Here is an 18,714-nt window from a genome sequence, read left to right on the forward strand (position 1 = left end):
GGTGGGCGGCCACAATCGGTCGGTACACACAGGCTGTGGATAACTTGTGGATGACGACCGGTCAGCCGTCCGGGCGGGCGTGAGGAGAGGCGAGGGGGGTGGCACGACGGTGACCGGATCGAACGACCTTGCCGCGGTGTGGACGGCGACGACCGACGAGCTCGCCGACGAGATCATCTCCGCGCAGCAGCGGGCGTACCTCCGGCTGACCCGGCTGCGGGCGATCGTCGAGGACACCGCGCTGCTCTCCGTACCGGACGCGTTCACCCGGGACGTGATCGAGTCCCGCCTCCGCCCGGCCATCACCGAGGCGTTGAGCCGCCGGCTCGGCCGGCCCATCCAGGTCGCCGTCACCGTGCGCGTCGCCGAGGACCCGGGCGCCCGTCCGGCCGGCACCGTCTACCGCAGCGCCCCGGAGCCCTCCGCCGCGCCCGCGGACCTGCTCGCCGGCTTCGACCAGCCCGGCCCGGCGGACACCGCGCCCGGCTTCCCCGAGCTGGGCTTCCCGCCGGCCCGGCCGGAGGCCCCCACGTACGCCGACCCGCACCCGGAGCCGCCGGCCGAGGAGCCGGCCCCCCGGCAGCGCACCGCCGACGGCGCCCGCCCCCAGCTGATCCCGGCCAGCCGGGACGGGCAGGACACGCTCTTCAGCGCCGCCTTCGCCGAGCCGCTGCGCGCCGCACCCGAGCGCCGCGCCTTCGACGAGCGCCCCCGGGTCGAACCGCCCGCCCCCGACGCCGGCGGCTACGAGCCCCGCTACCGGGAGGCGCCCGGCCCGGCCGGCGCCCCGCCGCTGCGCGGCCTGCCCCGCGACGGCGCCACGGACAGCGGCCCCGGCCGCGGCGCCCCCGACCACCGTCCCGGCGGCCAGGCCGACCGGCGGCTGCCCGGCGGGGCGGAGAGCGGCGGCAACCGGCTCAACCCGAAGTACATGTTCGAGACGTTCGTCATCGGCTCGTCCAACCGCTTCGCCCACGCGGCGAGCGTGGCCGTGGCCGAGTCGCCGGCGAAGGCGTACAACCCGCTGTTCATCTACGGCAGCTCCGGGCTGGGCAAGACCCACCTGCTGCACGCCATCGGGCACTACGCCACGACGCTGGGCAACGCCCGCTCGGTCCGGTACGTCTCGACCGAGGAGTTCACCAACGACTTCATCAACTCGCTGCGTGACGACAAGACCAGCGCGTTCCAGCGCCGCTACCGGGACGTGGACATCCTCCTGATCGACGACATCCAGTTCCTGGAGAACCGGGAGCGGACCCAGGAGGAGTTCTTCCACACCTTCAACACCCTGCACAACGCCAACAAGCAGATCGTGATCACCTCCGACCGGTCCCCGCGGCAGCTCGCCACGCTGGAGGACCGGATGCGGACCCGGTTCGAGTGGGGGCTGCTGGCCGACATCCAGCCGCCGGACCTGGAGACCCGGATCGCGATCCTGCAGAAGAAGGCGGCCCAGGAGCGGATGTACGCCCCGCCGGACGTGCTGGAGTTCATCGCGTCCCGGGTGTCGAATTCGATCCGCGAGCTTGAGGGTGCGCTCATCCGGGTCACCGCGTTCGCCAGCCTGACCCGTTCGACGGTCGAGCTCTCGCTGGCCGAGGAGGTGCTGCGGGACTTCATGCCCGACGGCGCCGGGCCGGAGATCAACGCGGACCAGATCATGGTCTCCACCGCGGACTACTTCGGGGTGAGCCTCGAGGACCTGCGCGGCCACTCCCGCTCCCGGGTGCTGGTCAACGCCCGCCAGGTGGCCATGTACCTGTGCCGGGAGCTGACGGACCTGTCGCTGCCCCGGATCGGCCAGGCGTTCGGCGGCCGGGACCACACCACCGTCATGCACGCCGACCGGAAGATCCGCCAGCAGATGGCGGAGCGGCGGTCGCTCTACAACCAGATCGCCGAGCTGACCAACCGGATCAAGCAGACCACCTGATCCGTACGCAAGGCGACGCGACGCCCGGCCGGGCCCCACCGGCCGGGCTTTTTCGTGCCTGTGGAGACCCGGAGCTTGACCCTCGACCCGGTGGAGGGCCCACTATCGGGGTCGTGTTCGTCCACAGCTCGACCCGGTTGTCCACATCCCCTGTGACACAGGCGGTGGAAAACCACGCTCGGTTCCGACCCGGTTACCCACAGACTGTGGACAACTCCTGGGGACGATGCTGTGGACGCCTGGGGACGACGGGCGAGTTGTCCACCGACGACGGTCGACCTGTGGGCGACCTGTTGAAGGTTCTGGGGATGACGACGGTCGACGCCGTCGGCGCTGTCCACAACACTGGGGAGAAACCCGGTGGATTAGCGGTGGACAACCGGTGGACAGCCGTGGAAAACCCGGCGGCCGGCGACGGCTGTGGACCCGGACACGGGTTGTACCCCTGGTTCTCCACAGGGAAACCACCGGTGGATAACCTGGCTGACCTGGGCGGACGCCGGTTCTCCACAGTTTGCACAGGTGCGATGAAGACGATGAGTTATCTCTTCTAAACAACAAAAACCAATCATCACCGTTGGACTTCCTGTGGATCGGGCCGGAGCACTGCCGTCGGCAGTCGCCCGGGCACCTGGATCCACGGGGTCGGGCGCACAGCCGATGCCCACGCGCCCTAAGGTGCGATGGGTACCCGCACGGTCGGGCGGGACGGGTGGCAGCGGTCGGCATGAGAGAGTTGTCGCTGACGTCGACGCGGAGGCATTGATGAAGTTCCGAGTGGAGCGCGACGCGCTCGCCGAGGCGGTCGCGTGGACCGCCAAGAGCCTGCCCAACCGACCCTCCGTACCGGTGCTGGCCGGGGTGATGCTCCGGGTCACCGACGGCAACCTCCAGGTTTCCGGCTTCGACTACGAGGTCTCCAGCCAGGTCACCGTCGAGGTGCAGGGTGACGCCGACGGCGCCGCCCTGGTCTCCGGCCGGCTGCTCGCCGAGATCACCAAGGCGCTCCCGGCCAAGCCGGTGGACATCGCCGCGGTCGGCGCGCACCTGGAACTGGTCTGCGGCAGTGCCCGGTTCACCCTGCCGACCATGCCGGTCGAGGACTACCCCACCCTGCCCGAGATGCCGGAGAGCGCCGGCACCGTCGACGCGGCCGCGTTCGCCGCCGCCGTGGCCCAGGTGGCCGTGGCCGCCGGGCGCGACGAGACGCTGCCGATGATGACCGGTGTCCGGATCGAGCTGTCCGGCAGCACGCTGGCCATGCTCGCCACCGACCGCTACCGCCTGGCCCTGCGCGAGATGGAGTGGAACCCGGACGACCCGGAGATCAGCCTCAACGCGCTGGTGCCCGCCCGGACGCTGCACGACACCGCCAAGGCCCTCGGCCCGCTCGGCGGCCACGTCACCATGGCGCTGTCCCAGGGCGGCGCGGGCGAGGGCATGATCGGCTTCTCCGGCGGCACCCGCCGGACCACCAGCCGGCTGCTCGACGGGGCCAACTACCCGCCGGTGCGCTCGCTCTTCCCAGCCAGCCACAACGCGGAGGCCCGGGTCCCGGTCGCCACGCTCATCGAGGTGGTCAAGCGGGTGGCGCTGGTCGCCGAGCGCACCACTCCGGTGCTGCTCAGCTTCAGCTCCGACGGCCTGGTGGTCGAGGCCGGCGGCACCGAGGAGGCCCGGGCCAGCGAGGCCATGGAGGCGACCTTCACGGGCGACCCGCTGACCATCGGCTTCAACCCGCAGTACCTGATCGACGGCCTGACCAACCTGGGCGCCCAGCACGCCCAGCTGGCGTTCGTCGACGCCTTCAAGCCCGCGGTGATTTCCCCGGCGGGCGAGGATGGCGAGGTCGTCCCGGGGTACCGGTACCTCATCATGCCGATCCGCGTGTCCCGCTGATCGACGGCAGCACCACCCAGACGTACGGAGGTAGGAGCACATGCAGCTCGGCCTGGTAGGACTCGGCCGGATGGGCGGCAACATGCGCGAGCGGTTGCGCGCCGCCGGTCACGAGGTGGTCGGCTACGACCGCAACGCGGAGCTGAGCGACGTCGCGAGCCTCACGGAACTGGCCGAGAAGCTGGAGTCGCCCCGGGCGGTCTGGGTGATGGTCCCGGCCGGCGTCACCGACGCCACCATCGACGAGCTCGCCGGCGTCCTCGGCGAGGGCGACATCATCATCGACGGGGGCAACTCCCGGTTCAGCGACGACGCCCCGCGCGCCGAGCGCCTCAACGAGCAGGGCATCGGCTACATCGACGTGGGCGTCTCCGGCGGCGTCTGGGGCAAGCAGAACGGGTACGCCCTGATGGTCGGCGGCGCCCAGGAGCACGTCGAGCGGCTCATGCCGATCTTCGAGGCGCTCAAGCCGGAGGGCGAGTTCGGCTTTGTGCACGCCGGCCCGGTCGGCGCCGGCCACTACGCCAAGATGGTGCACAACGGCATCGAGTACGGCCTGATGCACGCCTACGCCGAGGGCTACGAGCTGCTGGCCGCGTCCGAGCTGGTGACCAACGTGCCGGGCGTCTTCAAGTCCTGGCGCGAGGGCACCGTGGTCCGGTCCTGGCTGCTCGACCTGCTGGACCGGGCGCTGGACGAGGACCCGGAGCTGGCCGAGCTGAGCGGCTACACCGAGGACACCGGCGAGGGCCGGTGGACGGTCGACGAGGCGGTCCGGCTGGCCGTGCCGCTGAACGTCATCACCGCCTCGCTGTTCGCCCGGTTCGCCTCCCGGCAGGACGACTCGCCCGCCATGAAGGCCGTCGCCGCGCTGCGCCAGCAGTTCGGCGGCCACGCCGTCCACAAGCGCTGACCGGTATCCACAGCCTGTGTACGTCCGCCGGCTCGAACTGGTCGACTTCCGCTCGTACGAGCGGGTCGGCGTCGACCTGGAGCCGGGCCCGAACGTGCTGGTCGGCGCGAACGGCGTCGGCAAGACCAACCTGGTCGAGGCGTTGGGCTACGTGGCGACCCTGGACTCGCACCGGGTCGCCACGGACGCCCCGCTGGTCCGGATGGGCGCCACCTCGGCGGTGATCCGCTGCGCCGTGGTGCACGAGGGCCGGGAACTCCTGATCGAGCTGGAGATCGTCCCGGGCAAGGCCAACCGGGCCCGGCTGGGCCGCTCCCCGGCCCGCCGCGCCCGGGACGTGCTCGGCGCGCTGCGGCTGGTGCTCTTCGCCCCGGAGGACCTGGAGCTGGTCCGCGGCGACCCGGCCGAGCGCCGCCGCTACCTGGACGACCTGCTGGTCACCCGCCAGCCCCGGTACGCCGGGGTGCGCGCCGACTACGAGCGGGTGGTGAAGCAGCGCAACGCGCTGCTGCGGACGGCGTACCTGGCCCGGAAGACGGGCGGCACGCGGGGCGGGGACCTGTCCACCCTCGCGGTCTGGGACACCCACCTGGCGCACCACGGCGCGGAGCTGCTCGCCGGCCGGCTGGAGCTGGTCGCCGCGCTGACCCCGCACGTGGCCAAGGCGTACGACGCGGTGGCGGCGGGTCGGGGCGCGGCGGGGATCGCGTACCGGCCGTCGGTGGAGCTGCCCGAGGCGACCACGGACCGGGCGGCGCTGGTCGAGGCGCTCGGCGCCGCGCTGACCGCGAGCCGGTCGGCGGAGATCGAGCGGGGCACCACGCTGGTCGGCCCGCACCGCGACGACCTGGCGCTCACCCTCGGCCCGCTGCCCGCCAAGGGCTACGCCAGCCACGGCGAGTCCTGGTCGTACGCGCTGGCGCTGCGGCTGGCCGGGTACGACCTGCTGCGCGCCGACGGGATCGAGCCGGTGCTGGTGCTGGACGATGTCTTCGCGGAGCTGGACGCCGGCCGGCGGGAGCGGCTGGCCGAGCTGGTCGGCGGCGCGAGCCAGCTCCTGGTGACGTGCGCGGTGGACGACGACGTGCCGGCGACCCTGCGGGGCACCCGGTACGCGGTGGGCGAGGGGACGGTACGCCGTGTCGGATGAGGTGGAGCTCCCGCCCGCGCGGCTGGGGCCGGGACGCGGTGGGCGTACCCCTGAGGGGCCGGAGGCGAAGCCGGGCGGTGAGGCCGGCGCGGGCCTGCCGGAGGGGGCGGCCGGGCCGGAGCTGGCCCGGGCGGTGCTGGACGCCGCGAAGGCCCGCCGGCAGGCGGCCGCGAGCACCCGGCGGCGCAGCGCGGTCCAGGGCGACGGTGAGAAGCGGCTGCGCGGCTACTCCGGCCCGGGGCCGGACCCGCGCGACCCGCAGCCGCTCGGCGCCGTGCTGGACAAGCTGGTGAAGGCCCGCGGCTGGCAGCAGCCGGCGGCCGAGGCGACGGTCTTCGGCGCCTGGGAGCGGGTGGTCGGGCCGGAGGTGGCGCAGCACAGCCGCCCGGTGAAGCTGGAGAACGGCGAGCTGACCGTGGAGGCGCGTTCGACGGCCTGGGCCACCCAGCTGCGGCTGCTCGCCGGCTCGCTGCTCAAGCAGATCGCCAGCGAGGTGGGCCACAACGTGGTGCGCAAGCTGCACATCCACGGCCCGGCCGCGCCGTCCTGGTCGCGCGGCCCGCGCCGGGTGCGCGGCCGCGGCCCCCGGGACACCTACGGCTGACCGTCACCGGTCGGTGCGGCGTGCCTCCCGCTGGGCGCGCTTGAGCTCCCGCTGCTCGCGGCTCCACTGCTTGCGCCGCTCCAGGTCCTGCTTCCACGCCTCGCGGGCCAGCCGCGAGCCGCCCTGCACCGCGCCCTGCACCTGGGAGGGGCCGGCGAGGTTGCGGAACACCCAGCCCATGAGGCGGCCGCCCTTGCCGGAAGCGTCGCCCACCTGCTCGTCGCCGCTCATCCGTTCGCCCTCTCCCTCACCGACCATGCATGATTGGTACGCCAATAATTGGTACACCAAGCGTTGCTAGGATCGCAACGACGACGAGGAGGACGAGGGTGGCCGACCAGCTCGAGGGCGATCCCCTGGCGCTGGAGCAGCAGGTGTGCTTCGCGCTCTCCGTGGCCGCACGCGGCGTCGTCGCGGTCTACCGGCCGCTGCTGGAGCCGATGGGGCTCACCCATCCGCAATATCTGGTCATGCTGGCGCTCTGGCAGTACGCGCCGCTGTCCGTGCGCGAGTTGAGCCGCCTGCTCCAGCTCGACCCGGGCACGCTGTCGCCGTTGCTCAAACGGCTCGAAGCCGCCGGCTACGTGCGGCGGGAGCGGGACGCGGCGGACGAGCGCAGCCTGGCCGTCTCGCTCACCGCCAGCGGACAGGCCCTCCGCGAGCAGGCCGAGCGGATCCCGCCGGCGATCGTGCAGCGGCTCGGGTTGCCGCTGGCGGACCTGCGGCACCTGCACACGGTGCTGACCGAGGTGATCGCGGCGGCCAACCGGGCCGCGACCGCCGAGCCCGGCGCCGCCGGGCAGCCCGGTCAGGCGTCGGCGTAGACCGCGAAGCCACGCTCGGCGCAGCGTCGGTAGAAGGCGGCGAGCACGCTCAGCTCGGCGCAGGTGAAGTTCCACTGCGGCGGCTCGCCGCTCTCGTCGCGCAGCTTGTCCAGCCGGCTGTCGAGCCAGCGGAGCTGCTGCTCGGCCAGGCGCCCGTCGCCGAGCAGCGAGCGCAGCACCTCGCTCACCGACTCGAAGGTGACCGCCTCGCCGAACGGGCGGTGCCGGGCCACGAACTTCTCCACGCCGTCGGCGATCCAGGAGCAGCCGTCCGGGTCGATCACCGGGTCCTCGTCCTCGGCCGAGTTCTCCGTGGCGTAGAGCACATTCTCCAGCCCGAGGATGAGGTCGACCAGTTCGGTGTACGCGGTGGCCCGCACCGTGCCGGTCTTCGCGATCAGTTCGGCGAGCGCGGCGGTCGGTGCCGAGATGCGTGGCATGTCCACGATCTCGCCGAAGTCGACGAACTCGGCCGGCGCGACCGGATCGTAGAAGCGGCCGGTCCGCGGCCAGTGCACCGCGACGTTGTCCAGCCCCATCTGGCGTCACCTCTCAGCAAGCACGTTGTCCGACCGGTCGGGTCGATCGTCCCGGTTCCGTCCGCGAAAGATCAAGACCACAGGCGGCGGCGCCGCAAAAGGTACGGCACGGCAGGTCCCGCCGCGACCCCCGGTCGGTCACCCGCCGGTACCGATCCGTGCCAGCCGCGCCCTCGATCAGGCCGTGGCGTGTAGGGGGAGTCGCGGACAGCGCCATTCGGCCCGCTACGGCATTCTCAGCCGCCCCGCAGGGGGTGCCGAGTGGCGGTTTGGTCGGCTGCGCAGAGTAAGATTGACGGCGAGACGAAAGACCCGACACGGAGCGGCGGACAGGGGCCCCAGGGCCCTTGATCATTGTCCCGGATCGGGTCGAGCCGATCGCGATCCGCGGGCAACCGCGGCGACCGGCGTACGCGATTCGTGACCTGGAGATCCGGGGACCGGTCGTGCGCGCCGACGTCGCGTCCTGTCCGCCGAACCCGCGCCCCGCGCCCTGGCGCGGCCGGCGCGAGAAAGTGGCCGAGGGTGGCAGCGGAGGACAACAAGAAGTACGGCGCCGAGTCGATCACCGTTCTCGAGGGCCTGGAGGCGGTCCGGAAGCGGCCCGGTATGTACATCGGGTCCACCGGTGAACGCGGCCTGCACCACCTCGTGTGGGAGGTCGTCGACAACGCGGTGGACGAGGCGCTGGCCGGCTACTGCGACACCATCGACGTGGTGCTGCTGGCCGACGGCGGCGTCCGGGTCACCGACAACGGGCGCGGCTTCCCGGTCGACCTCCACCCCAAGCTGAAGAAGCCGGGTGTCGAGGTCGCGCTGACCGTGCTGCACGCGGGCGGCAAGTTCGACGGCAAGGCGTACGCGGTCTCCGGTGGCCTGCACGGCGTCGGCGTCTCGGTGGTGAACGCGCTCTCCACCCGGATGGCCGTGGAGATCCACAAGGACGGCTCCGTCTGGCGGCAGCAGTACCACAACTCGAAGCCGACCCCGCTGGAGAAGGGCGAGACGACCGGCCGCACCGGGTCGGCGGTCTCCTTCTGGCCCGACCCCGACGTGTTCGAGACGGTCGACTTCGACTTCCAGACCATCTACCGGCGCCTCCAGGAGATGGCCTTCCTCAACCGTGCCCTCCGCATCCACCTGCTCGACGAGCGGGTGGCCGAGGAGGAGGATGGCCGGCAGCGCGAGGTGACCTTCTACTACGAGGGCGGCATCGCCGACTTCGTCCGGCACCTCAACGCCTCCAAGAACCCGATCCACAAGACCGTGGTCGAGTTCGGCGCCGAGGAGGAGGGCATGTCGGTCGAGATCGCCATGCAGTGGAACGAGTCGTACGGCGAGTCGGTCTACACCTTCGCCAACACGATCAACACCCACGAGGGCGGCACGCACGAGGAGGGCTTCCGGTCTGCGCTGACCAGCGTGGTCAACCGCTACGGCGCGGAGAAGAAGCTGCTCAAGGGCGACGAGAAGCTCTCCGGCGAGGACATCCGCGAGGGCCTTGCCGCGATCATCTCGGTCAAGCTGGCCAACCCGCAGTTCGAGGGCCAGACCAAGACCAAGCTCGGCAACACGCCGGTGAAGAGCTTCGTGCAGCGGGTCTGCAACGAGTGGCTGGTCGACTGGTTCGACCGCAACCCGGCCGAGGCCAAGATGATCATCCAGAAGGCGTCCCAGGCGGCGCGAGCCCGGATCGCCGCGCAGCAGGCGCGCAAGCTGGCCCGGCGCAAGTCGCTGCTGGAGTCCGGCTCGATGCCGGGCAAGCTGGCCGACTGCCAGTCCACCGACCCGCGCGAGTCCGAGGTGTTCATCGTCGAGGGTGACTCCGCCGGCGGCTCGGCCAAGCAGGGGCGCGACCCGCGTACCCAGGCGATCCTGCCGATCCGCGGCAAGATTCTGAACGTGGAGAAGGCCCGCATCGACCGGGTGCTGAAGAACAACGAGGTCCAGGCGCTCATCACCGCGCTGGGCACCGGCATCCACGACGACTTCGACATCGAGAAGCTGCGCTACCACAAGATCGTGCTGATGGCCGACGCCGACGTCGACGGCCAGCACATCCAGACGCTGCTGCTCACCCTGCTCTTCCGCTTCATGCGACCCCTTGTCGAGCTGGGCCACGTGTACCTGGCCGCCCCGCCGCTGTACAAGATCAAGTGGAACAAGAAGGGCGACGACGCGCAGTACGCGTACTCGGACCGGGAGCGGGACGGGCTGATCGCGCTGCGCCAGCAGAAGAAGGCCAACGCACGGCCGGACGACATCCAGCGGTTCAAGGGTCTCGGCGAGATGAACTATCCCGAGCTGTGGGAGACCACGATGAACCCGGCGACCCGCACCCTGCGCCAGGTGACGCTCGACGACGCCGCAACCGCCGACGAGCTGTTCAGCGTCTTGATGGGCGAGGACGTCGAGGCGCGCCGGTCGTTCATCCAGCGCAACGCCAAGGACGTGCGGTTCCTGGACATCTGACGGGCCGGGCCGGGTCGGCCGGGGATCCACCGGCCGGCCCGGCGGTCCACAGAGTTATCCACAGTCTGGCCGGTTTCCACAGCCGTTATCCACAGCACGAAAACGACTCTGAGTCTGATAAGGGTTAACAGTGACCGATACTCCCGAGTCCACGCCGAACGAGCCGGAGACCCCGGAGACACTCGCCGCGGTCGTCGCGCACGACCGGATCGAGCCGGTCGGGCTCGAGGTCGAGATGCAGCGCTCGTACCTCGACTACGCGATGAGCGTGATCGTCGGGCGGGCCCTGCCGGACGTCCGGGACGGGCTCAAGCCGGTCCACCGCAAGATCCTCTACGCCATGTTCGACTCCGGCTACCGGCCGGACCGCGGCTACGTGAAGTGCTCCCGCGTCGTCGGTGACGTGATGGGTCAGTTCCACCCGCACGGCGACTCGGCCATCTACGACGCGCTGGTCCGGATGGCGCAGCCCTGGTCGCTGCGCTACCCGCTGGTCGACGGCAACGGCAACTTCGGCTCGCCGGGCAACGACCCGGCCGCGGCCATGCGGTACACCGAGTGCAAGCTCGACCCGCTGGCGATGGAGATGCTCCGGGACATCGACGAGGACACCGTCGACCTCCAGGACAACTACGACGGCCGGGCCAAGGAGCCCACCATCCTGCCGTCCCGCATCCCCAACCTGCTGATCAACGGCTCCGAGGGCATCGCGGTCGGCATGGCCACCAAGATCCCGCCGCACAACCTGCGCGAGATCGGCGCGGCCGTGCAGTGGTGCCTGGAGAACCCGGAGGCCGACGAGGCCACCACCCTCGAGGCGCTGCTGGAGATCGTCAAGGGCCCGGACTTCCCGACCCACGGCCTGATCGTCGGCCAGGCCGGCATCCAGGACGCCTACCGGACCGGGCGCGGCTCGATCCGGATGCGCGCGGTGGTCGAGGTCGAGGAGGACAAGCGCGGCCGGCCGGCGCTGGTGGTCAGCGAGCTGCCCTACCAGGTCAACCCGGACAACCTGGCCGAGCGGATCGCCGAGCTGATCAAGGAGGGCAAGCTCGCCGGGATCGCCGACATCCGCGACGAGTCCTCCGGGCGTACCGGCATGCGGATCGTGCTCGTGCTCAAGCGCGACGCGGTCGCCAAGGTGGTGCTGAACAACCTCTACAAGCACACCCAACTCCAGGAGACCTTCGGCGCCAACATGCTGGCGCTGGTCGACGGCGTGCCGCGCACGCTCAACCTGGCTCAGTTCCTCCGCTACTACGTCGAGCACCAGATCGAGGTCATCCGCCGGCGGACCGCGTTCCGGCTGCGCAAGGCCGAGGAGCGGGCGCACATCCTGCGCGGTCTGGCCAAGGCGCTGGACGCGCTCGACGAGGTGATCTCCCTGATCCGGCGCTCGCCCACCGTCGAGGACGCCCGCCAGGGCCTGATCCGGCTGCTGGAGATCGACGAGGTCCAGGCGACCGCGATCCTCGACATGCAGCTGCGCCGGCTGGCCGCCCTGGAGCGGCAGCGCATCCTGGACGACCTGGCCAAGCTGGAAGTGGAGATCGCCGACCTCAAGGACATCCTGGCCAAGCCGGAGCGGCAGCGGAGGATCGTCTCCGAGGAGCTGGGCGAGATCGTGGCCAAGTGGGGCGACGACCGGCGCACCAAGATCGTGCCGTTCGACGGCGAGGTCTCGATGGAGGACCTCATCGCCCGCGAGGACGTGGTCGTCACGATCACCCGCACCGGGTACGCCAAGCGGACCAAGGTCGATCTCTACCGCTCCCAGCGGCGCGGCGGCAAGGGCGTCAGCGGGGCGACACTGCGGCAGGACGACATCGTCAGCCACTTCTTCGTATGCTCCACCCACGACTGGATCCTGTTCTTCACGAACAAGGGCCGGGTCTACCGGGCCAAGGCGTACGAGCTTCCCGAAGCCAGTAGGGTGGCCAAGGGCCAGCACGTGGCCAATCTGCTCGCCTTCCAAGCAGACGAGCAGATCGCGCAGATCATCGAAATTCCGAACTACCAGGTGGCCCCCTACCTGGTACTGGCCACGAAGAACGGCCTGGTGAAGAAGACGCGGCTCGAGGAGTTCGACTCCAACCGTTCCGGCGGAGTCATCGCGATCAACCTGCGCGATGAGGACGAGCTGGTCGGTGCTGCCCTCGTCGCCCCGACCGACGACCTGCTGCTGGTCTCCAAGAACGCCCAGGCGATTCGGTTCAACGCCAGCGACGAGGCGCTGCGCCCGATGGGCCGCGCCACCTCTGGTGTGATCGGCATGCGCTTCAGCGAGGAGGATGTCCTGCTGGCGATGGAGGTCGTCCGCGAGGGCATGGAAATGGACGTGCTGGTCGCGACGAACGGGGGATACGCGAAACGTACCCCGATCGAGGAATACCCGGTCCAGGGCCGGGGAGGTAAGGGCGTGCTGACTGCGAAGATCACCGAGCGACGCGGTGGTCTGGTCGGCGCGGTGGTGATCAGCCCGGACGACGAGCTGTTCGCCATCACCAGCAACGGTGGCGTCATCCGGACTCCGGTGAAGCCTGTACGCCGTACGCGGGACCGGAACACAATGGGGGTCAAGCTGATGGACCTCCCGGACGGCGTGACTATCGTGGCGATTGCTCGCAATGCCGACGAGCCTGACGAACAGGACTAGTTGATGACGGAGACACAGGCGAAGTCGGGGAACAAGGGGACCTCGGCCAACCCGGTCGACGAGGAGGCCGCACAGGGCGGTACACCAGCGACCGGCCGCGCGGCCGTGGGCCGGGCCACCGTCCCCGCCGACGCGCCTGCCCCGAAGTTCACCCGGGCCCCCGGCATGGCCCCGCCGCCGGACAAGCCCGGTGCGGACTCGAGCCCGTCCGAGCAGGCCGAGACGAAGGTCGACGCCCCGACGTCGGCCGACGGCTTGGCCGCCCCGGCCGCGGCGAAGCCCGCCACGACACCGCAGCCGGCCCAGCCGGTCCAGCCGGCGGCGGCCGCCCGGCCGTCCACCGGCACCACCGGCACCCAGCCGCGTGTCGGCGCGGGCCTCGGCACGGCGCCGAAGCCGTCGCCCGACGGCGCGCGTCCCGGCACCTCGGGCCGCCCCGCGAACGGGGGCGGCCTGCCGCCGGGCATCAGCGGTGCGGCCGCCGTCGGGGCCGCCCGCGTGGGTGAGGCGGTACGCGCCGCGCGTACCTCGGTCAGCTCGGCCGCGTCGCGCGGACCGCGCCGGGCCCGGCTGAACCTCAAGCGGATCGACCCGTGGTCCGTGATGAAGTTCGCGTTCGCGGTCTCCGTGGTGCTCTTCATCGTGGTGGTCGTCGCCACCTCGGTGCTCTACCTCGCCCTGGACGCGATGGGCGTGTTCAAGAGCGTGAACGACAGCCTCACCGACCTGGTGAACGCCGGCGGCGGCCAGGGCGGCGGCGGCTTCCGGATCACCGCCAAGGGCGTGATCCTCAGCTCCGCCCTGATCGGCCTGGTCAACGTTGTGCTCTTCACCGCGCTGGCCACGCTGGGCGCGTTCGTCTACAACGTCTGCGCCGACCTGGTCGGCGGGATCGAGCTGACGCTCGCCGAGCGGGACTGACCCGACGACGACGCCGGGGCACCGCGTAAAGCGGTCGCCCCGGCGTCGCGTGTCCGGGTAGGTTCAGGATGGCGCGGGTGAGCGCGCCGGCAGGGGCCCCCGATTTGGGAGCCACGGCGGCGATGGGTTAACCTTGCTCGTCGCTACGCGGGGCTATAGCTCAGTCGGTTAGAGCGCAGAGCTGATAACTCTGAGGTCGCTGGTTCGATTCCAGCTAGCCCCACCGCACATCGTCCGACGATAGTCGAGCGCGAGGGGTCAAGCCCATGTTCAAGAAGCTCCTGATCCTGGTCGGCGTCGTCGGCGTTGCCGCCGTCGTGGCCAAGAAGATCAAGGCCTCGAACGACGAGCGCGCTCTGTGGCACGAGGCGACCACCGCGCCCGACCTGCGCTGACCGCGCCTCCTCCGACTGCCAGCACCGGGCGACTCCGCCCGTTCTCGGGGCCCTAGCTCAACTGGCAGAGCACTGCCTTTGCAAGGCAGGGGTTAGGGGTTCAAGTCCCCTGGGCTCCACCAGCACGAACACCGGTTGATCTCGGTCCCGGGTACAGCCAAGCGGTCACGCCGTCCCCTTATGGGAGAGATCGGCGAGGGCACCAGCAGTGTTGTCGAGCTGCGGGATCCGACCGCACACGCCGAAGTCATGGCCCTACGTCACGCCGGCACCAACCTGGTACTCCAACATCACTTGATCTTTGGGCCTGACCCGCTTTGACGGCGGCCGATCAAGCAGGGGAGTCATTTGCATGGACCATGGGGCACGCTCGGTGCCGACAACCGGCCCGCCACGGGTCGCCGAGGGTCGCCCCGTAGCTGGGTGCGGTGATCCGTCAGGTGCGGGTCCTGCCGTCACGGGCACGCGCCAGGGTTGACAACCTTTGTTGTCGCGCGGACCCTGAGGGTGAGCTACCTGGCGAGAGGAGTCGCACCATGCGGGATCTGACACCGGATGAGCACCAGGAGTTGCGGCGAGAGCTTGGTGCTGTTGCCGCCGATTGGGCGCGGCGGCTGACGGCCGCCGGCCCCGATGCCCGCGCCCTGGGCGACCATGAGTCGGGGGGCGAGCAGCGGATGCTGGCCGCCCACCTGGCACGCATGGCGGCAGGTGAACAGATGCGCCGCCTGCTCGCTGACATCGTGTCCGACAGCGCGGAGGAAGCGGTGCAGTGCGGTGCCGGCTATCCCGAGCTAGGCGCGGCGGTAGGTGCCAGCCGGCAAGCGGCACGAAAGCGTTGGCCCCACCTGTCGATCTCGAGGAAGCGTGCCGGCGAGTGGAAGCAGCCGCCCGGAGGCCTCGGTTCCCAGGCCGGCGAGAGTTACCTGGGATACCCGAAGGGAGGGGCCTAGTATTCCAGCTCACTTGATCTTTCGGCCGGCGCTGTGTCCGGATCTGCGCTGATAGTGGGAGCGCCGGGCTCGGGCTTGGGATGTTCGTCGCCAGATCGACCAGTGCAGGGTGTGCGCTGGCGAGGCGCCCAGCACAGGTAGAAGGCCAGCCGCCGGTGCATCGCCTGCGGATCAGCGTGACCCGCCTGCTCCGCGAGGGACCAGCAGGTCTTACGTTCCACACCCGACAGCAGCCCCTCCACGAACTGCCCCGCGGTCCGGCGTGGCTCCGCCCGGAGTACTAGGGCGACACCTCCTCGAAGACGGCGTCATGTACGCCGGCAGCGAGCCCTGCCTCGTGTGCCTCATGGCCTGCTACTGGGCGCGCATCCCCCGCCTGAACTTCGGAGCCACCGGCCACGACGTGTTACGCAAGTGGGCCGACATGCTGCCCTCACCGGTCGAGCCGAGGTTCTGACAAGGCCATAGGACATGATCCGAGGTCCGCCTTTCGGAGGGTGACCGGGTCGAGAACGGTGACCGATGTAAGAAACGGCGTGCCCGAGACATTTCCTGGTGACGGGGGAACCTCTGACAGGAAGGGCCGAAGCCAGTGCCAGAACTTCAACCGGAGGACCATTTCACCGCTGTGTACCAGGCGCATTACCGGCAGGTGTATGCGTATGCCGTCACGCGCGCCGGTCGCCAGTTGGCCGATGAGGTCGTGGCCGAGACGTTCCTGGTGGCGTGGCGGCGGTTGCCGGAACTGCCGAGGGCAACGCCGCTGCCATGGCTGCTTGCCGTCGCCCGCAATGTCGTGGGCGAGCGATACCGCGCGGAGGAACGGCAGCAGGCCATCGCGGCCGAGATGCGCGCGTGGATCGCCGACGAGGAGTTGTCCGTCGTCGACGTGGCAGACGGCGTCGCCGAGCGGGCCGCGGTGCTCACTGCTCTGGCCCAGTTGTCCGACGGTGACCGCGAATTGTTGACGCTGGTTGCCTGGCATGGGCTCGCGCCGGGTCAGGCGGCCCGGGTCCTCGGCTGTTCCACAGCGACGTACTACGTGCGCCTGCACCGCGCCCGGCGTCACTTCAAGGTCGCCATGGCTGCCGCCATCGGACCGGAATCCCCCCGATCTGCCCTCGCCACGCTCGTACCGAAGGAGTCGATCCGATGAGCCGTTCACCGGATGTTGTGGACCTGCTTGCCAAGGCCCGGCCGGCACGACTGGACCCACCGCCGAGTCGGGGCGAGCAAACCGCACACACCGTTGCCGGCATCGTGGCTCATCCTTCGGCCGCCGAAAGGCGCGCCACTCCTGACCAGCTCCGCAGGCCCAAGCGTCTACGGATGGCGTTCCTCGGAACCGTGGGGGCGGCGGCCGTCACCGCCGTCGCGGTGGCCGTGGCCGGACCAGGCGCCGCTCCGCGCAATGCACCCGATGCCGCACCCGAGGTCGCATCGCCGGCCACACAGGCGCCGATGGACTCCAGCCGGTTGCTGCTCGTGGCAGCCGAACGCAGCGACAAAGCGCCGCAAGCCGACGGGCGCTATCTGACCATCCAAACGGAGAATGGCTTCGCGGTGCCGGTCAATGCCGCCGACGGCACGTACACCATGTTCCAGAAGACCGGTGGCCAGTACTGGCTGGCCAACTCCGGCGCTGACAGCAGCTGGGCAATCTCGCAGTCGCTCGGCGCCGCGCCCGCCACACCGAGCGACGAGGCCGCCTGGCGCCGCGACGGTTCCCCGGCGACCATCAAGATCTCCAAGCCGAAGCCGTTCGATTTGCAGATCGCACCGGGCAAGGTCTACGGCAACACGGTCGACGCAAAGCACCTCTTCGCCCTCGGCGACCGGAACGTGTCGCAGGCGCAACTCGACGCGTTGCCGACCGACCCGACCGCCCTCCGCGGCGCACTGCTCAGCCGCTTCGGCGGGGGAGGCGGCGACATGCCCACCGACCGCGACCAGTGGCTGCTCACCGTCGCCGCCCACGTGGTGATCGACCTGCCGGTCAGCAATGCGGTCCGCGCCGCCGCATACCGCGTGCTCGCCACGTTGCCCGGGGTGCGCGGGCTGGGAGCCGTCCACGACATGCGCGGTCGGCCCGGACAGGCGATCGCATTCACGCAGGACAACCCCGCGATCGGCCGCTTCGAGGTGCGTCTGATCATCGACCCGGACACCGGGCAGGCCCTGGCCAGGGAGATGCGGGCGGTGAAGCCGAGTGGCTCGTGGTCGTGGATCGCACCGGGAGCGCTGTCCACGTACCAGCTGGTACTCGTATCGAAGAACACCAACGACGACCCGCCGGCGGTGGACGTCAAGAACTGACCTCCTGAACACCCGGCCGGCGGCGCAGCAGCGCCGCCGGCCGCGTCTCCCGCCCGGAGCGCCGACGGCCGGGTATGCGGCCCTAGAGTGGCGTTGTCTCGGACGGAAACGGGGGTGGCATGGTCCGGGGGTGGCACGGTTGGCTCGGCACGTTCAACGGCGTGGTGCTCCTCACGGTGGCCGCGCTGCCGTTGGCCGCGCTGGCGGTGTGGGCTCTGGCACGCCGTCGGAGTGTCCGCGGCGCCACCCAGCCGTGGCGGACGTCGCTGGCCGAGGCCGGCATCGTCTACGGGACCGTGCCGTGGGTATGGATGATCATGTTGCCGGGCGACCGGGCCGGTGCCGTCCCCGGTCGGGTGAGCCTCGTACCGCTGCGGGATCTGTTCACGGTCCTCGCGGGCGGGCCGCTGACGGTGACGGTCCAGATCGTCGGCAACCTGCTGGTGTTCGCGGCGCTGGGGTTCCTCGCCCCGCTGCGGTTCGCGGTGCTGGCGTCGGTACCGCGGATCCTGGCGCTCGCGGCGGCCTGCTCAGCCCTGGTCGAGGTCGCGCAGTACGTCCTGCGGCTGGACCGGGTCTCGTCCGTGGACGACGTACTGCTCAACACCGCCGGCGCGGGGCTGGCCGCGCTGGCGTCGCGCCGCTGGTGGCGCGCCACGGCCGGAGCGTCGTCAGGTCGACCTCGACCGGCCCCGGTACCGGGACGCTGAGCCGCCTGCGGTCCGGTCACCGGCCAGGGGCCTACGCCTTCTCCCACTGGTGCTGCCGTTCGGTGTGAAACGGCCGGTCACCCAGAGAATGGCCCGGGAGGGAGATGCAGTTCTGGCCCGGATGAGCGCCGCAGACCGGACAGTCGCACATGTCCTCGGGCGCCAGGCAGGCCTGCCCTTGACCGCGCATTACCGTGCACACCGCGTAGCCGATCTCTGCCGCAGCTTGGTGCAACTCCTCGTCCTGATGCCTCACGGCGGCTTGGCGCACCCGCCGAACGGCGTTCCGGAACAGGGTCAGCAGCTCCGCGTCCTCCTCCGCCACAGTTCCGAGGATAGGAGAGGCCACGGCCCCTACCCGTCGCTTTGAACATCTCAGCCCTTCAGCCCGAGGCAGCAGACAGAGCTGCCGAACGGCGTGCATCG

17 protein-coding genes and 2 tRNA genes are annotated in these 18,714 nt (G+C 70.6%); 16 read left to right on the forward strand and 3 right to left on the reverse strand.

Features of this window, described 5'->3' with window-relative positions; translation table 11 throughout:
- Nucleotides 1-109: 109 nt before the first annotated feature.
- The 5 genes from dnaA to IEY96_RS26350 all read left to right on the forward strand — a co-directional run bounded on the left by dnaA (nucleotide 110) and on the right by IEY96_RS26350 (nucleotide 6,502).
- Nucleotides 110-1,936 (forward strand): chromosomal replication initiator protein DnaA, encoded by a 1,827-nt coding sequence (gene dnaA / locus IEY96_RS26330; protein WP_189197493.1) that lies wholly within the window; start codon nucleotides 110-112, stop codon nucleotides 1,934-1,936.
- Nucleotides 1,937-2,701: 765 nt separating this feature from the next.
- On the forward strand, nucleotides 2,702-3,835 hold the full coding sequence (gene dnaN / locus IEY96_RS26335; protein WP_189197494.1) for a DNA polymerase III subunit beta: 1,134 nt from the start codon (nucleotides 2,702-2,704) through the stop codon (nucleotides 3,833-3,835).
- A 40-nt stretch (nucleotides 3,836-3,875) separates the two neighbouring features.
- Entirely contained in the window at nucleotides 3,876-4,748 is an 873-nt protein-coding gene (gene gnd, locus IEY96_RS26340) for a phosphogluconate dehydrogenase (NAD(+)-dependent, decarboxylating) (RefSeq protein ID WP_189197495.1), read from the forward strand.
- 16 nt (nucleotides 4,749-4,764) lie between these two features.
- Entirely contained in the window at nucleotides 4,765-5,898 is a 1,134-nt protein-coding gene (recF, locus tag IEY96_RS26345; RefSeq protein WP_189197496.1) for a DNA replication/repair protein RecF, read from the forward strand.
- The gene (locus IEY96_RS26350; protein ID WP_373293649.1) at nucleotides 5,888-6,502 is read left to right on the forward strand and encodes a DciA family protein; all 615 of its coding nucleotides are present in this window, start codon (nucleotides 5,888-5,890) and stop codon (nucleotides 6,500-6,502) included. The genes recF and IEY96_RS26350 overlap by 11 nt, the downstream gene beginning before the upstream one ends.
- A gap of 3 nt (nucleotides 6,503-6,505) precedes the next feature.
- Here IEY96_RS26350 and IEY96_RS26355 read toward each other — a convergent pair whose 3' ends face one another.
- Nucleotides 6,506-6,760, reverse strand: coding sequence for a hypothetical protein (locus tag IEY96_RS26355; protein WP_308429951.1), 255 nt, complete (start codon nucleotides 6,758-6,760; stop codon nucleotides 6,506-6,508).
- A 71-nt stretch (nucleotides 6,761-6,831) separates the two neighbouring features.
- Between IEY96_RS26355 and IEY96_RS26360 the strand changes: the two genes are divergently transcribed.
- Nucleotides 6,832-7,326: a MarR family winged helix-turn-helix transcriptional regulator gene (locus IEY96_RS26360; protein ID WP_189197497.1), complete on the forward strand. Its 495-nt coding sequence runs from the start codon at nucleotides 6,832-6,834 to the stop codon at nucleotides 7,324-7,326.
- Here the strand turns inward: IEY96_RS26360 and IEY96_RS26365 are convergent.
- Nucleotides 7,311-7,865 (reverse strand): hypothetical protein, encoded by a 555-nt coding sequence (locus IEY96_RS26365; RefSeq protein WP_189197498.1) that lies wholly within the window; start codon nucleotides 7,863-7,865, stop codon nucleotides 7,311-7,313. The two genes, IEY96_RS26360 and IEY96_RS26365, sit on opposite strands and share 16 nt — an antisense overlap.
- A gap of 525 nt (nucleotides 7,866-8,390) precedes the next feature.
- On the opposite strand from IEY96_RS26365, the gene gyrB reads away from it, so the two are divergent.
- From gyrB to IEY96_RS26410, 10 genes are all read left to right on the forward strand, one after another.
- Complete coding sequence (gyrB, locus tag IEY96_RS26370; RefSeq protein WP_189197499.1) at nucleotides 8,391-10,337, forward strand: DNA topoisomerase (ATP-hydrolyzing) subunit B; 1,947 nt, start codon at nucleotides 8,391-8,393, stop codon at nucleotides 10,335-10,337.
- A 130-nt stretch (nucleotides 10,338-10,467) separates the two neighbouring features.
- Nucleotides 10,468-12,993 carry a DNA gyrase subunit A gene (gyrA, locus tag IEY96_RS26375; RefSeq protein ID WP_189197500.1) on the forward strand — a complete coding sequence of 842 codons (2,526 nt, stop codon included), beginning with the start codon at nucleotides 10,468-10,470 and terminating at the stop codon, nucleotides 12,991-12,993.
- Between the two features lie 3 nt (nucleotides 12,994-12,996).
- On the forward strand, nucleotides 12,997-13,914 hold the full coding sequence (locus IEY96_RS26380) for a DUF3566 domain-containing protein (protein ID WP_189197501.1): 918 nt from the start codon (nucleotides 12,997-12,999) through the stop codon (nucleotides 13,912-13,914).
- Between the two features lie 149 nt (nucleotides 13,915-14,063).
- A tRNA-Ile gene (locus IEY96_RS26385) sits at nucleotides 14,064-14,137 on the forward strand.
- Nucleotides 14,138-14,180: 43 nt separating this feature from the next.
- A complete protein-coding gene (locus tag IEY96_RS32940) occupies nucleotides 14,181-14,309 on the forward strand; it encodes a DLW-39 family protein (protein ID WP_208862918.1) in 129 nt (42 codons plus the stop codon).
- A 46-nt stretch (nucleotides 14,310-14,355) separates the two neighbouring features.
- Nucleotides 14,356-14,431 (forward strand) — tRNA-Ala (locus IEY96_RS26390).
- A 414-nt stretch (nucleotides 14,432-14,845) separates the two neighbouring features.
- Nucleotides 14,846-15,262 carry a hypothetical protein gene (locus IEY96_RS26395; RefSeq protein WP_189197582.1) on the forward strand — a complete coding sequence of 139 codons (417 nt, stop codon included), beginning with the start codon at nucleotides 14,846-14,848 and terminating at the stop codon, nucleotides 15,260-15,262.
- 628 nt (nucleotides 15,263-15,890) lie between these two features.
- Nucleotides 15,891-16,418, forward strand: coding sequence for an RNA polymerase sigma factor (locus IEY96_RS26400; RefSeq protein ID WP_229791920.1), 528 nt, complete (start codon nucleotides 15,891-15,893; stop codon nucleotides 16,416-16,418).
- Nucleotides 16,415-17,578, forward strand: coding sequence for a CU044_5270 family protein (locus IEY96_RS26405; protein ID WP_189197503.1), 1,164 nt, complete (start codon nucleotides 16,415-16,417; stop codon nucleotides 17,576-17,578). The genes IEY96_RS26400 and IEY96_RS26405 overlap by 4 nt, the downstream gene beginning before the upstream one ends.
- Before the next feature lie 119 nt (nucleotides 17,579-17,697).
- The gene (locus IEY96_RS26410) at nucleotides 17,698-18,288 is read left to right on the forward strand and encodes a VanZ family protein (protein WP_189197504.1); all 591 of its coding nucleotides are present in this window, start codon (nucleotides 17,698-17,700) and stop codon (nucleotides 18,286-18,288) included.
- Nucleotides 18,289-18,319: 31 nt separating this feature from the next.
- On the opposite strand, the gene IEY96_RS26415 is transcribed toward IEY96_RS26410, so the two are convergent.
- Entirely contained in the window at nucleotides 18,320-18,613 is a 294-nt protein-coding gene (locus tag IEY96_RS26415) for a hypothetical protein (RefSeq protein WP_189197505.1), read from the reverse strand.
- Nucleotides 18,614-18,714: the final 101 nt, after the last annotated feature.

The organism is Micromonospora fulviviridis, from assembly GCF_014648395.1.
Lineage (GTDB): Bacteria > Actinomycetota > Actinomycetes > Mycobacteriales > Micromonosporaceae > Micromonospora > Micromonospora fulviviridis.

Excerpts from the sequence above, each read along its gene's own strand:
- IEY96_RS26365 (WP_189197498.1), bottom strand. The coding sequence starts at position 7,865 with ATGGGGCTGGACAACGTCGCGGTGCACTGGCCGCGGACCGGCCGCTTC.
- IEY96_RS32940 (WP_208862918.1), top strand. The coding sequence starts at position 14,181 with ATGTTCAAGAAGCTCCTGATCCTGGTCGGCGTCGTCGGCGTTGCCGCC.
- IEY96_RS26355 (WP_308429951.1), bottom strand. The coding sequence starts at position 6,760 with ATGGTCGGTGAGGGAGAGGGCGAACGGATGAGCGGCGACGAGCAGGTG.
- IEY96_RS26380 (WP_189197501.1), top strand. The coding sequence starts at position 12,997 with ATGACGGAGACACAGGCGAAGTCGGGGAACAAGGGGACCTCGGCCAAC.
- gnd (WP_189197495.1), top strand. The coding sequence starts at position 3,876 with ATGCAGCTCGGCCTGGTAGGACTCGGCCGGATGGGCGGCAACATGCGC.
- IEY96_RS26410 (WP_189197504.1), top strand. The coding sequence starts at position 17,698 with ATGGTCCGGGGGTGGCACGGTTGGCTCGGCACGTTCAACGGCGTGGTG.
- IEY96_RS26395 (WP_189197582.1), top strand. The coding sequence starts at position 14,846 with ATGCGGGATCTGACACCGGATGAGCACCAGGAGTTGCGGCGAGAGCTT.
- dnaN (WP_189197494.1), top strand. The coding sequence starts at position 2,702 with ATGAAGTTCCGAGTGGAGCGCGACGCGCTCGCCGAGGCGGTCGCGTGG.
- IEY96_RS26405 (WP_189197503.1), top strand. The coding sequence starts at position 16,415 with ATGAGCCGTTCACCGGATGTTGTGGACCTGCTTGCCAAGGCCCGGCCG.